This is a genomic window from Leptospira wolffii serovar Khorat str. Khorat-H2, from assembly GCF_000306115.2.
Taxonomy (GTDB): Bacteria; Spirochaetota; Leptospiria; order Leptospirales; family Leptospiraceae; genus Leptospira_B; species Leptospira_B wolffii.
Window position 1 is genome coordinate 557,724 of the sequence record NZ_AKWX02000004.1, and the last position, 13,305, is coordinate 571,028.

Here is a 13,305-nt window from a genome sequence, read left to right on the forward strand (position 1 = left end):
CTTTGCCCATTCGGTAAATATTGGAACTAGGATGCTTTGATCTTTAGTAATAATGTTGTCTATCGCAATCGCTGATGCAACTGGATTTGGCCCCGGCACAGGTTAAAGCGTTGAAAGTGGTATTGCAAAATAAATCGGAATTGTCCGGAGAGGGTTGAGATCCGGTGAAAGAACAGGCCAACATCCCCCCCGAAATACAATCCGAAACCGCCGAATCGCAATAATTCTTTGCGTAGCACTCCTCTCGGGAACCCGGAATGGAAGCGGAACAATGTAGAAAAAAGAAGGACAAGATAAGGGAAACAAAGCAAGAAAGAAGGCGACCGTTCATATCTGGTCCAAAATCAGACGGATTCCGCCCGAATGCAAGTTGGTTTTTGGTATTTTCCACAAACCGTTAGACGCACTCATATTCCATTTGGGATATGGGGATCCGCCGTCCCTTTCATCCCAATTCGAAGGAGCTTACGAATTCCTTGATTAGATTAATATGATCCACTTCTGGGGAAGGGTTTTCCTTACTCGGCTCGTAAAGATGCTCGTCGAATACGTGATAGTCGAAAATCTTCAGTTCGAAATCCGGAATAGTAATGATGATATTCTCCGAATGGATATCGAATATGAGTTTTTCTTCCTGAGCCAGGTAACGCGTAACTTCGATCACCCGATGAAAATCCAATGCGATTTTCTTTAGCTTGGATTTACTCACGATTCCGAATCTATGAGTGTCGAAATTCAATTTCCATTTGGGAAAAAGAGCGTCCTGGATCGGATTTTGCCTCACCTTCTCGTTCAATCGAATGAACTCCTTTAGGTGCTTTCCGGGAAGAAGGTTTTGGTTATCGCAAGGAGTGAGTGTCACCACCGGAACCCCGAAGGGACTGCGACGGAATCGCAAACCCATAAAATATCGGGTAGGAAGAACCAAGTCCGGAATTAGACTTTTTAATTTCCAGTAATGCAGCCGTTCCAGACCCAGTCTTGCGAACTTGAAACGAATTTCGTCTCTCTTCGATTCCCCCCAAACGTCTTTTTGTAGGAGCTCCATCAAACCGATCTCTTCCGGTTTTAAATACCTTTCGAAATTATTCTGCACCTCTTTATAAAGGGAACCGAAGATGGGGTCAGAGGGAAGCTTGGACTTACCGATTTTGACCACTTGGTTCCAAGGAAGAGCGTAAACGAACTTATAAGAGCCCCTGCCGATGTAATTCTCGGCCGAAAGAGGCATGAAATTATCCAAGAATTCCCGGCCGTATCGATGCGTTATCCGAAACACATGGGAAACCGGAAAGATTCTCTCGTAGAATTTACGAAGAAAACCGGATTGACGCAACCGGAAATCGATCGGCAGATCCTCGATTGGAATCTGAGAATCCGCCTTATTTATATCGAAGAATAATTCCTTATCCAGTCCCTTTTCCAGGATCTCGATAAAGCTAGGGATCCCGGGAGAATTCCAGAAATTCCGAATCGCTTCTCCGAAGCCGGTTAGTCTTCCTTTCTTAGCCATAACCGTCTCTTAGTTTAGTTCGCCGGATAGTTTACCTTAGGTTCGTATGCGGGTAAAGTGGACTTATTTCGTTTGGCCGCATCCAAGGCTTCCGATTTTTGGGAATCGATCCACCAAAGATTCTTGGCGGCTTGTTCTCCCCAATACTTGCCCAAAGGATTTTTAGGTTGTCCGAAACGGTTCCAGTATAAAAGCCTAGTAGACTTAGTATTCCAAAGTAGAACATAAGGAACTTCTTTCGTAAGGATCTTATCCACTTTACGCACGATTTCCGCTCTTTTTTTAGAGTCGAATTCCGTTCTTTGTTCTTCGATCAGCTTATCCACTTCTGCGTTCTTGAATCCGGTGATATTATTCTGGCCGTTCTCGTCCGCGTATTTGGAAAACCATTGTCCCTCCGGATCCGGAAAGAGACCACCACCCCAAGCAGCCCAGGTGAGATCGAAATCGTATTTATCCATTCGATCCGACCAATTTGCGAGGTCCGTACTTTCTATCTTGGCTTGGATCCCTACTTCCTTCGCTCTTTCTATGAAAATAGTGAAGTATTTCTCCGAACTTCTTTCTCTATCTAAAATGGTGATCGAGAAAGGCTTACCGTCTTTTTCCAGGATCCCTTTTGCGTTCGGCTTCCAGCCCGCCTCCGCAAGAAGTGCTTTCGATTTGTTCGGATCGTATTCGATCGGAGGATTCGGGAGTTTTCCTCCTTCCCAAACCGCGGAAAAATACGTATCGGTCAGTTCGTATTCCTTGAATGCGAGTTTATCCACCATGAGCTGACGATCCACCAAATGAGCGATGGCCTTTCTCACCCTCACATCGTCGAAAGGTTTACGGCGCATATTAAAGGCCCAGCCTTGGAAACCCATCGGCTTTTCGTTATAGATTTTCTGTTTTACGACGTAATTTTTATCGAAGGATTCTCCCAAGGCTTCCTTGACCCAGGTATACGCCTTGTATACGGGATAAAAATCTATATCACCTTTCTTGAATGCTTGAAAAGCTAAAGACTCCTCGTTAAACACCTTAAAGAGAAGAATATCGAAATTGTCAGTATTCTTATAAACCGGATAAGCTCGTTTCCAATACGTCGCTCTACGTTTTAATTTTACGTATCTTCCCTTTTTGGCGGATTGGAGTTCGTAAGGTCCGGATACGATCGGAAACTCGAAATTCTCCTTATTAAAATCCTTTCCCTTAAAATGATGTTCGGGAAGAATCACAAGACCGAACGCGATCTCTTCGAAATTGTCCCAATGTATCGTTTTTTGTTCGAATTCTATCTCGAATTCTCCCAGAACTTTAGGCTTCTCGAAACGGGATAAAGGAATCCTATGCATGGCCGTATTATTTTTCGGATCCATAAGAGTTTCATAAGTGAATAGAATGTCCTTTGCGGTTACCGGTTTTCCGTCGCTCCATTTGGAATTTTGGTCCAGAACGAAGCTGAACTTTTTTTTGTCCGGAGAGATCTTCCAGGATTTGGCGAGATGAGGCAAGTATTCCAAGGTGATCGGATTACGGGAAAGCAATGGCTCGAACATGGAGCGGAAGATTTCCTGGGTATGAGTGAAATTGTCCAGATACCCGTTTAGAGATTTAGGATATTGACTACTGTAAATTCGAAACGTTCCACCCTTCTTAGCCAGAGGAGAAGCGGCCGGGTTCGGACGACGGGATAGCTCGGGGATAGTATTCGGATCTCCCTCCCAAGGGATTTCCTCCACGGCGGTGGAAGTATCCGCTTCTTCCTTGTCCCCGCAGGAAACCGTAAAGAGAAAGACCGCCGTTAATAAGAAAAATATGAAATAAAATCGATTACGAATTCCATCTATAAAAAGATCCAAAGGACACCTCTTATTCCTATCTTGTTCGAAAGTTTCGGAAAAAAGCGAAATCCAGGCAAACTTAATAACATTCGAACGGGAATTTTTCCGGAGAAAAGCTACTTCACTCTGTGGGCGAATACAACATCCGGAATTCTTTTCAGGTTTCCTAGGATCTCCTTCAATTGATCCAAATGTTCCACCTCGACCATGAAACGGGCCATAAGAGTATCCTTTTGCACGGTGGAGGCGCCGGCTTCCAGTATATTGGTTTGGGTGCCAGATATACTCTTCACCATTTCCAGATAAATCCCCTGGCGATCCCTTGCCTTCACTTCCAATCGGACCGGAACTGGTTCGGTTTGACCGTAATCCCAATCCACACTGATCTGACGCAATTGCTCTTCTTCTCTTTGCTTAAGGGCAACGGCACAATTCTTCTTATGGATGGAAACGCCCCGACCTCGGGTCACAAATCCGATGATCTGATCTCCTGGGAGAGGAGAACAACAACCGGAAAGACGTACTGGAATGTCCCTGAGCCCTGCAACTAGAATTCTTCCTTCTGCTGCCTGACCCTGGTGCTGCACATGTTTAGCGGCTTTTTCGGCAGGCTTTTTCTTGAGTTCCTCCAGAACCTCCGCGTTAAGCGTAAGCTCTCCCGCATGTTCTGCCCCTTGCTCCAGATCCCGATGAGTCTCTTCCCTGAGTTTTCGGAAATAGGCCCTTAGTTTTTGACGAGCGGAAGGAGTCTTAACGATTCTGAGCCAGATAGGAGAAGGCTTGGATCTTTTGTCCACAACCACTTCTACCTGGTCCCCGCTCCTTAATTCCGTGCGAAGAGGAATCATTCGTCCGTTGATCTTCGCTCCCTTGCAATGCAGTCCGACATCCGTATGGATCCTGAAAGCGAAATCCAAGACGGTCGCCCCCTTGGGCAGCTGTATAATCTCGCCCTTAGGAGTGAAGACGAAGACTTCGTCCTCGTGCAGATCGTATTTCAGTTCTTCCAAGAATTCCTTGGGATCCAAGGCGGAATCCTGCCAGGATTGTAAGACCTCCAACCATTTTACGGTGAGATGTCTTTCATTCGCATGAGTCTTTCCTTCTTTGTATACCCAGTGAGCTGCGATTCCGTATTCAGCGATCGCATTCATTTCGGAAGTGCGAATCTGTACCTCCAAAGGTTTTCCGTCCGGACCTATAACGGTCGTATGGAGGGACTGGTACATATTGGTCTTGGGAGTGGCGATATAATCCTTGAATCTTCCCGGAACGGGAGACCAAAGAGTATGCACGATTCCTAATACACCGTAACAATCCTTGATCTCGTCCGTAATGATTCGAATGGCTCTCAGATCGAAGATTTCGTCGAAGGTTTTTTCCTTCGTTTTCATCTTCCTATAAATGGAGAAGAAGTGCTTGGCCCTGCCCTCCACCACGGCGTTGATTTGGATCTCCGCGAGCCTCTGTTTTAGGATGAGCTGCAATTTTTCGATATATTCTTCGCGTTCGGATTTCTTAACGTTGATCCGCTTCTTGATGTCCTGGTAATCGTCCGGAAAAATCACCTGGAAGGCAAGGTCTTCCAATTCGGATTTTACGGAATAGATACCGAGACGACCTGCGATAGGCGCGTATAAGGAAAGCGTTTCGTTCGCTATCCTTCTCTGCTTTTCGGGAGGTTGGAAGGAAAGAGTTCTCATATTATGCGTCTTGTCCGCAAGCTTGATGAGAATGACCCGAATATCCTGGATGGTTGCGATGATGATTTTACGTATATTTTCCGCAGCCTCGGTCTCCCTGGACTGACTCTTGATCTCGGAGATTTTGGTCACTCCCTCCACTAGTTGGGTGACCTCCGTTCCGAAATCCCGGACCATTTCCTCCCGGGTGTATTTGGTGTCCTCGATCACATCATGGAGGATCCCCGCCGCGATGACTTTTTCATCCAGACCCAACTCGAAGAGTATAAAGCCGACTTGGAGAGGGTGAACGATATAAGGCTCTCCCGAAAGACGGAATTGTCCATGGTGGGATTCGTCCGATACCTTATATGCCTTCTCGACCAATTCCAGGGCGTCGAGTCCCATACTGTCTCGAACGCCTTCGAAGAGCATTTCCTTTGTAGCAGGTGCCTTTATAAATCCCATCAGTTATCAGTCCGTATGTCCAAACCCAAATCCAAGAATCTAGTAGTATGCGTCAGGTATCCCATACTCACTCCAACTCCCGGAAATTCCGAGAGGGCCTCCAATTTTTCCGGAGTGATACCTCCGGAGCATTCGATAAGAATGTTCCGATTTTTTTCCTTCGACCTTTTATAAGCGGTTCTCGTATCCGGAATACTAAAATTATCCAGCATCAAAACATCGGGCTCCGCGTTAAGCGCATCTTCCAACTGCTCCAAGGAATCGATCTCCAGCTCGACCAGCCTACCGGGAAAACCGTCTCGTATCTTTCCTACCGGAATTTTTGCGCTTTCGAACATCGCTAGATGATTATCTTTGATCATTGCCATTTCGGAAAGATCCAATCTATGGTTGGAGCCCCCCCCGCAATACACCGCGTATTTAGCGAGCTTTCTATAACCGGGTAGAGTCTTACGGGTATCCAAAATCATGATACCCTTGGATCCGTATTGATCCACCACCTTTCTAGTCGTACTCGAGATTCCGGAAAGATATTGTAGGAAGTTTAGAAGGATTCTTTCCACTCTAAGCAAAGAGAGAAGGGAACCTTGTATGATTGCGATCGTATCTCCGGCGTGAAATCTATCTCCGTCCGAGAATCGAAAATCGAATTTCAAATCTCCCCCGGAAAGTTTGGCCAAAACCTCTGAGACCCCCCTTCCGCAAAGAACCCCTTCTTCCCTTGCGTTCAAATTGGCGACGGCCTTTTTGTCCGGAGGAAAAAGGGAAACGGATGTAATATCTTGGTCCGGGCAATCCTCGTCCCAGGCCATTTTTGCCAGAGGAAAATAATCCTCTTCCGTCAATTGGGATATAGGCTTGGTATAAGCCCGTTTCACTTTCGTTTCACCGTTACGGAAAGTCTTTCTCATGGAAAATGTGAATCAAGCGGAATTATCCCGAACCCGTTTCAAAAAAAAAGCCCGGAAAACTCCGGGCCATTTTAGTTCGAATTCAGTGAGTTGCTAAAATTTCGATCAGCGGTCTTCTTCCGCTTCTTGGTCTCCGGAATCGCTAGGAGGTACATCCTGTTGCGGCTGGTCTTCTTGTTCCGGCTGAGTAGGATTCGTATCCTCTTCTTCCGGAGCATCAGTGCTTGCAGGAGGAGCTTCTTCCTTCTTCTTGTCCTCGGTGACCGCCTCTACCTTATCGCTTCCGCTAGTTTTCTTAGGCGCCTTTTTAGGATCGAATTTAGTCGATCCCTTAGCAGGAGGAATCAAGAGAACTTGTTTCGGATAAATCAGATTCGGGTTACGGATTTTGCCTTTATTTGCCTCGTAGATTCTTCTCCAAAGCTTGGAAGTACCGTAATGCTGTTTGTAAGCCGCGATTCTCCAGAGACAATCCGCTGGAACTTTCTTACGAACTACGTATTTCTTCCAACCCTCGGGAAGTTCTCCGGATCCGGAAGTGCTGGTAGTCGTTCCTTCGCCTTTGGTTTTTCCGGAACCGTCCTCGGTCCCTTCTTCTCCGGAACCTTTACGGCCTGCAACGGAACTGCCGGTGCGAATTCTTTCCGCGATATCGTCCGATTGATCCACTACGATACGAGAGAGACGGATCGCCTCTTCGGATCTTGCGATGGAATCTTCATATTTCTCGGAAGTGTATAATTCCTCAGCGGAAGCCAAAGACTCGTCGGCTGCCTTCAGATTTTCATCCGCTCTTTGGTAAGAAGTCTGTAGATCCTTGCTGGATTTCAGTTTGGATTGATCGATTCCGGCCAGTTTATTCTTAGCCTTACCGATACCATCCTTAGCTTCCTGCTTTTTCTTAGCGGCATAGGATTGGATATTTTTTGCGACTAGCTCCGCCGATTTTTTGCGGATATCATCGATTTCGGAATAACCTTCTTTGATTTTTCCGGAATCGATTTTGGATTTGGCCGCATTCAGACGATCTCTAGTCTGAGCGACTTCAGGATCCTGTCCACCGGCATAACGATCCGCATCGTCTAGATTCTTCTCGATGTCGGCCAAAGAATCAATCAATTGCTGCTTTTGAGAAAGAGCTAACGCCTTTGCGTCCGCAGCGGATTTCTTAGAATCTAAGTATTTCTTATTGCTTTGCTCGTATTGTTCGAAAGCTGCCAGACGAGTCTTCAGTTTTGCGTCGTCGCTGGATTCTTTCGGGTAAGATTCGAGAGTGCGATCCGCGCTATCACGGAGGGTATCCCCTTCTTTCTTGAGCTCTACCGCATTATTGAAAGGTTCCGCCGCAAGCTGGGAAGCATACGCCTCGTCAGCCTCGTCGATCGCCGCTCCCGCTTGCTTCTTGGACTCGTCCGTCAACTGAGGATAGGATTTTTCCAGAGCGTCGTAGGCTTTATTCTTAGCATACTCCGCGCTTTTCTTGGTTTCTCCTAAGTCCTCGTTAGAAGCTTTTTCGTGAGCGGTTAAAAGACTTTTACGAGCTTCTTCGAATTCTCCGGAAGCGTATCTTTCCGCTCCCGCTTCCTTTGCCCGAGTGATTGCTGTTTTTGCCTCCGCCAATTCCTTGACGGGGAGTTCCGACCCGCAAGCGACTAAGAAACCAAGGGTTGCTAACGCAAGCGAGGGAAGCGAGATAGCTCGAAAAGTTTTCATTTTATTTGCACCAAAGATAGAGGGATCGTTTTTATGGGACTCGCCTTTAATTCTTATTTAAAGGCAGCGACTGCGTCCGGCTCGTTATCAAAGATCTCGAAGAAAGACGTCAATTTAGTAAGCTCGAACACCTTGCGCACGGAACCCGCGACATTGATGATCTTAAGTCCTCCCTGATATTTCTTTAAATTCGAGAGGCTGGAAATCAGAGCGCCGATCCCGGATGAGTCAATATACGAGACCTTTTCCAGGTTGATAATGGTATAGTATTTCTGCTCTTCAATGAGCTTTGCGATCACATCCTTAATTTCCGGGGCGTTGTATAAATCGATCTCCCCGTTAATGTCCAGAATTACGATGTTACCGCTTTCCCTTCTGGTGATTTCCATAAAAAATCAGCAACTCCTTTATATATCTATTTGAACCACCCTACAATAGGGGGGTCATTCTCTATATAGTCAACGAGAAATTTCCGCTGTTTCGTACAAATTTTTCCATTTAGCGAAAAACTCGGAAAAAGTACCGGCGGAGATGGATTCTCTGAGATCCGTCATGAACTTTTTCATAAAATTCAAATTATGATACGTGCTGAGTGAGAAGGCGCTCAGTTCTTTCACATGATGCAGGTGTCTGATATACCCGATGCTGTATCTTTTGCAGACTCTGCAGTCGCATTCCGGGTCCATGGGCTCGTCCGAGAACTTCCATTTCTCGTTTCGGAGATTGACTTTTCCTCTAGAAGTGAAGACCTGCCCGTTCCTAGCGTTCCGAGTCGGAAGAACACAGTCGAACATGTCCACTCCGTTCCGTACTCCGTCCAAAATATCCGGCACGGTTCCCACTCCCATGAGGTAGAGAGGCCGAGATCTGTCCGTATGAGGAGCGATTCCTTCCATGGTTCGTACGAAATCGGGCCGAGGCTCTCCTACGGAGAGTCCTCCAATCGCGATTCCGGAAAAAGGAAGCGAACGAATCTTCTCCAAACTCTCCAGTCGGAGCTCCAAATTGGTTCCACCTTGGAAAATTCCGAAAAGATTCTGACCTCTAGTATCCTTTTGCCAATAATCCGCAGCGATTTCCGCCCAACGATGCGTCCGATCCAAGGCCTGTTTGACCCGAGCGATATCTCCGTCTCCCGGAGGGCAATCGTCTAACACCATCATGATATCCGAACCTATCTCTCTTTGGATATCGATCACCTTTTCCGGAGTAAAAAAATGGGGACTCCCATCTATATGGGATCGAAACTCCACTCCCTCCTGGCGAAATTTTACGAGAGAATTCAAACTGAAAACTTGGAAGCCCCCACTGTCAGTCAGAAGAGCCTTTTTGTACGAGACGAAGTTCTTGAGCCCTCCGAACTTGCGTAGTACCTCCACTCCCGGGCGAAGATAAAGATGGTATGTGTTTCCTAGAATGAGTTCAAAACCTAGGTCGTCTATATCGTCGGAATCCAGAGACTTGATAGCTCCTCTAGTACCTACCGGCATGAATACTGGCGTCGGAATTTCTATTCCGTTTAGATAAAGCGTTCCAGTTCTAGCATAAGAGCCGGGGTCCTGGACTCCGGAGCGAAATATCATTTCTTATTCGGGCAAGCAGGATCCAAGCAGGAACCGTAAATGTTCAGACTATGACCGGTGATCTTAAATCCGTTACTAGCCGCAGCTTGCTCCTGCAATTGCTCGATTCTCTCGTCTACGAATTCTACGATTCTTCCGCAGTCTATGCAGATGATATGGTCGTGATGCGTATGTCCGATGATATGTTCGTAGTATTTGTAATCCTGACCGAAATTATGCTCCTGCAATAATTTGGCCTCTACCATGATAGAGAGAATACGATAGATCGTAGCCTTGGAAATCTTATCCCTCTGATCCTTGAATTCCTCCAAGAGACTTTCCGCGGTAAAATGGTTATGGAGGGAAAATATCCTTTCCGCCACCAACATCCTTTGGCTCGTGATCTTCAGACCTTTTTTTTGCAAATAATCGGCAAAGGTCTTCATCTCCATCCGTATGGAGTCGTTTATGGTCTTAAGGATTTCGGCTTCTCTGTCTTTGTTCATGTTTTATGTGAGTTCGGTTCGGTGTCGTCGTCTTGGGATCGAGACCGAAAATCACGGGAATCGATCTGCCTTTTTCAAATAAGGGCTCAGATACCGGAATTTTCAAGTTTAAATTTCGGCGCCGGGAACCCGAATGATTCCAAAGGATTGGAAGCTTTAGTCGTCGATTTTGCCCGTTATGGAATAATACCAGGCTCTTTCCATTTCCTCCGCGATACGGACGGAGAGAATTCTCAAGAGTCTAGCCTGGGCCTGGGTTTCACTTTCTATGAAACCCACTTGATCCGAATAGATGATCCTCGCAGGGATCTCACTTCTTTCCAAGGGGATTTTCTCTCCTCCTGCCTTCTGCAATTCTACCCTACAAACCACGAACATTTCCTTGCTGAGTTGCTGCCCTCCCTGGTCCAAAAGGGCTCCGACTTGTTGGTAATGACTGATCTCTCCATAGATCCTATAAGCCGCCTGGGATTTTTCCCTAGTCTGTATGAACCTTCCCCGGTAATTGATCTCTTGCTTTACCATATCCGAAAGCATGGTATGCATTCCTATCCCGTAGGAATTGTTTCTAAAATTCTGTACATAGACGGTACGCTTTTCGTCCGGGATGGGAATCCCGTCTATCTTGGGCGGATTTCCGGGCTCTCTATGAAAATAAGAGCAGGAAAATAGAAGAAGTAGAAAGGATGCCCTGGCAAAAAACCGCATATCTTTCAGGCTCTTCCTAAGGATCGGGGGAGCAAGAAAATTTCAGGGATTCCTGCTTTACATTTTGGGGGAATCGATCCTGAATTCGCAAATGGGAAAATCTTTCCAAGATACGAGGGGCCGATTCTCCCTGATACTTTACGGCCTATTCTTCTTAATTTTATTCGTACCGAACGGAGAGAGACGGGGAGGAGAAAACGATTCTAAAATCACTTCCATTTCCAGCATTCCCCCCCAACCCATCCCACCTAAGAAGAATGTTTGGGATGATCTAAGTCCGGAAGTGTTGGACGATCTGGGAGGTTTGGGTTTCCCCATGGAATGGGAGACTCCCATCTCGGGATCTTATGCTGAATACCGGGTCCACCACCTTCATATGGGCTGCGATTTTAAGACCTTCCATGCAAACGGAATTTCCGCATTGGCTCCGTTTGCTGGATCGGTGGAGTCCATCGGTCAGTCCCAAAAAGGCTACGGTTTGAACTTAGTAGTAAAATCTTCCGCATCCAATCTCAAGGCTAAATTCGCGCATTTGCTGGATTTGAAAGGGATCCGAAAGGATCTGGAACTACTACGCGAAGCGTTATTTCTACTCAGCGGAGGAGAATTCCAAGTTAAACTTCCTCCGAACTGGTTCTCTTTTCCCAAAGGAGAGGCGTTGGCTAGACTGGGAGAATCCGGAACAGGAGTCAGTCATCTTCATTTCGAATTGCATTTACCGAACGGAACCTTGAACCCTCTTCCCTATCTTCCTCTCCGGGGAAAGGATAGATATTCTCCCGAACTACTCTTACTGTATGTGGACGCCGAAGACGGAACCCAGTTACGTCTTCCTCTCCAAAAAAAATCGGAAGGAGTTTATTCCATTCCGGAAGACCAAAAATTGAAATTAGGAGGAGGAATCCGCTTTAGGATCGGTGCCTATGATTTCATGACTTCCAAGAATAAGAATAATCTTTTCTTTGCGGGAGTCTATTCCGAGGGAGTTTCCCTTTACGAAAGATCCTTTAGAGGGATGAGCTACGAAGAGGCGAGAAACCACCAAGATATCTTCGATTCCAATCGTTCTTCTCTGAATCCTCCCGTTTACGTTTACAATTTGTTTCCCACAAAGGGACCTAGCGTAGACCTGAAGAATTATCCTGTAGGTAGCACGGCAAAAATCCTACTAAAAGCCTCCGATCATGCTGGTAATATTTCCTCCCTCCCTCTGGAAATAGAAGTAACCGCTTCTTCTTCTAAAAAACCTTCTCCGACGAAAACGGAATTCTCCTCCTTGGACGGTTTGCTCAGAATCAAAACTCCCGCCAAAACAACTTACGGGCAAGGACAGCTAACGTTCAGAACCATTCCGGACTTGAATAAAGAATTACCTCTTCCCGAAGGACTGAAATCCAAAGGAATCGCCTATGAATTGGAATCCTCGGATCTCTCTTGGGTGGGAGAAGCGGAACTCCAATGGAGAGGGATAGCCCTAGGACGAAAAGACGGTATCTATATCTTCGACAAGGCGGCCAATCGTTGGTCCGCGCTTAGGCAAAAAGGTCCGGTTAGCATGATTACAAAGTTGGGAGTGCTTGCGGTACTGACCGACGAAGCCAAGCCCATGGTAAGTCATCCGTATCTTATCACCCGTCATAGAAGGGTAAAAGGCGCGGAAGAAGAAGGTTGGGAAGAAAGATTGTACGCTATTTCCGATCTGGGTTCCGGGTACGCGGGAGGAGCGGAAGTACTACTCGAAGGAGAACCTTATCCGAGCGAATTCGACGCGGATAGAAAAATGCTAATATTGCATTTTCCCAAATCTTTTGCGAACTGGAAAAGAAAACTCTTCCTACAGATTCGAATCAAGGACAGAGCGGGGAATATTTCGGACTGGTTCACGGATCTGATCCGTTTTTCGGAAATCTAAATAATTCGAAATTCTCATGAATCGAAAATTAAAATTCATAATCATCTCGGTAGTCATACCTTTTTGGATACTGTTCGCCGTTTTGTTTTTCACCGCCATCTATTACAACGTTCGCGATTTCTATAAACTCTGGAAATTCAAAATGGGCATTCTCTCGGAAGAAAGTGTCCAACTTATACACCCCAAGACGTTTAAATTCGATGCACCGCTTCAATTTAACACTTCCGACAGGAAAGTATTATCGTATGAACTTACTTTGATCTATGAGGGAGGACAAACGGAGCTGGATGAGGAATTGAAGACGGCGGAGAATTTTTTCTGGTTCTCCACATCGGGCCAACTTGCCGAGTTATCTTCCGATAAATTCGAAAACGAAAACGAATTTCTGAGATTACAGAAAGGAATCCAAGTATTAATAAACGACAATTTGCGCTGCGGTAGAATCGAAAAAGCCGTTCTTCTAAAACAAAAATCCCTTTAATAAGAGAAAGATCTAATACC

The 13,305-nt window shown here is 46.1% G+C and carries 12 protein-coding genes; 2 read left to right on the plus strand and 10 right to left on the minus strand.

Annotated features, from left to right (window positions below; translation table 11 throughout):
• Positions 1 to 43 precede the first annotated feature (43 nt).
• The 10 genes from LEP1GSC061_RS02570 to lptE all read right to left on the minus strand — a co-directional run bounded on the left by LEP1GSC061_RS02570 (position 44) and on the right by lptE (position 10,892).
• A complete protein-coding gene (locus tag LEP1GSC061_RS02570; protein WP_016543675.1) occupies positions 44 to 331 on the minus strand; it encodes an LA_0364 family Cys-rich lipoprotein in 288 nt (95 codons plus the stop codon).
• 114 nt (positions 332 to 445) lie between these two features.
• Complete coding sequence (locus tag LEP1GSC061_RS02575; protein ID WP_016543332.1) at positions 446 to 1,513, minus strand: hypothetical protein; 1,068 nt, start codon at positions 1,511 to 1,513, stop codon at positions 446 to 448.
• A 14-nt stretch (positions 1,514 to 1,527) separates the two neighbouring features.
• Positions 1,528 to 3,318 carry an extracellular solute-binding protein gene (locus LEP1GSC061_RS02580; protein ID WP_198014234.1) on the minus strand — a complete coding sequence of 597 codons (1,791 nt, stop codon included), beginning with the start codon at positions 3,316 to 3,318 and terminating at the stop codon, positions 1,528 to 1,530.
• A 140-nt stretch (positions 3,319 to 3,458) separates the two neighbouring features.
• Positions 3,459 to 5,492, minus strand: coding sequence for a RelA/SpoT family protein (locus LEP1GSC061_RS02585; protein ID WP_016544147.1), 2,034 nt, complete (start codon positions 5,490 to 5,492; stop codon positions 3,459 to 3,461).
• Positions 5,492 to 6,403, minus strand: coding sequence for a carboxylating nicotinate-nucleotide diphosphorylase (nadC, locus tag LEP1GSC061_RS02590; RefSeq protein ID WP_016543839.1), 912 nt, complete (start codon positions 6,401 to 6,403; stop codon positions 5,492 to 5,494). Before nadC ends, LEP1GSC061_RS02585 begins: the two co-directional genes overlap by 1 nt.
• Positions 6,404 to 6,508: 105 nt before the next feature.
• On the minus strand, positions 6,509 to 8,116 hold the full coding sequence (locus LEP1GSC061_RS02595; RefSeq protein ID WP_016543907.1) for a lipoprotein LipL71: 1,608 nt from the start codon (positions 8,114 to 8,116) through the stop codon (positions 6,509 to 6,511).
• Between the two features lie 53 nt (positions 8,117 to 8,169).
• Complete coding sequence (locus tag LEP1GSC061_RS02600; RefSeq protein WP_016544043.1) at positions 8,170 to 8,505, minus strand: STAS domain-containing protein; 336 nt, start codon at positions 8,503 to 8,505, stop codon at positions 8,170 to 8,172.
• A 69-nt stretch (positions 8,506 to 8,574) separates the two neighbouring features.
• Positions 8,575 to 9,699 carry a tRNA guanosine(34) transglycosylase Tgt gene (gene tgt / locus LEP1GSC061_RS02605; RefSeq protein ID WP_016543947.1) on the minus strand — a complete coding sequence of 375 codons (1,125 nt, stop codon included), beginning with the start codon at positions 9,697 to 9,699 and terminating at the stop codon, positions 8,575 to 8,577.
• A complete protein-coding gene (locus LEP1GSC061_RS02610; RefSeq protein ID WP_016543845.1) occupies positions 9,696 to 10,184 on the minus strand; it encodes a Fur family transcriptional regulator in 489 nt (162 codons plus the stop codon). The genes tgt and LEP1GSC061_RS02610 overlap by 4 nt, the downstream gene beginning before the upstream one ends.
• A gap of 156 nt (positions 10,185 to 10,340) precedes the next feature.
• Positions 10,341 to 10,892 (minus strand): LPS assembly lipoprotein LptE, encoded by a 552-nt coding sequence (gene lptE, locus LEP1GSC061_RS02615; RefSeq protein WP_016543942.1) that lies wholly within the window; start codon positions 10,890 to 10,892, stop codon positions 10,341 to 10,343.
• 91 nt (positions 10,893 to 10,983) lie between these two features.
• Here lptE and LEP1GSC061_RS02620 point away from each other — a divergent pair, with 91 nt between their 5' ends.
• Positions 10,984 to 12,804, plus strand: a complete 1,821-nt coding sequence (locus LEP1GSC061_RS02620) for a M23 family metallopeptidase (protein ID WP_084680457.1) — start codon at positions 10,984 to 10,986, stop codon at positions 12,802 to 12,804.
• A 16-nt stretch (positions 12,805 to 12,820) separates the two neighbouring features.
• Positions 12,821 to 13,285 carry a hypothetical protein gene (locus LEP1GSC061_RS02625; protein ID WP_016543682.1) on the plus strand — a complete coding sequence of 155 codons (465 nt, stop codon included), beginning with the start codon at positions 12,821 to 12,823 and terminating at the stop codon, positions 13,283 to 13,285.
• Positions 13,286 to 13,305: the final 20 nt, after the last annotated feature.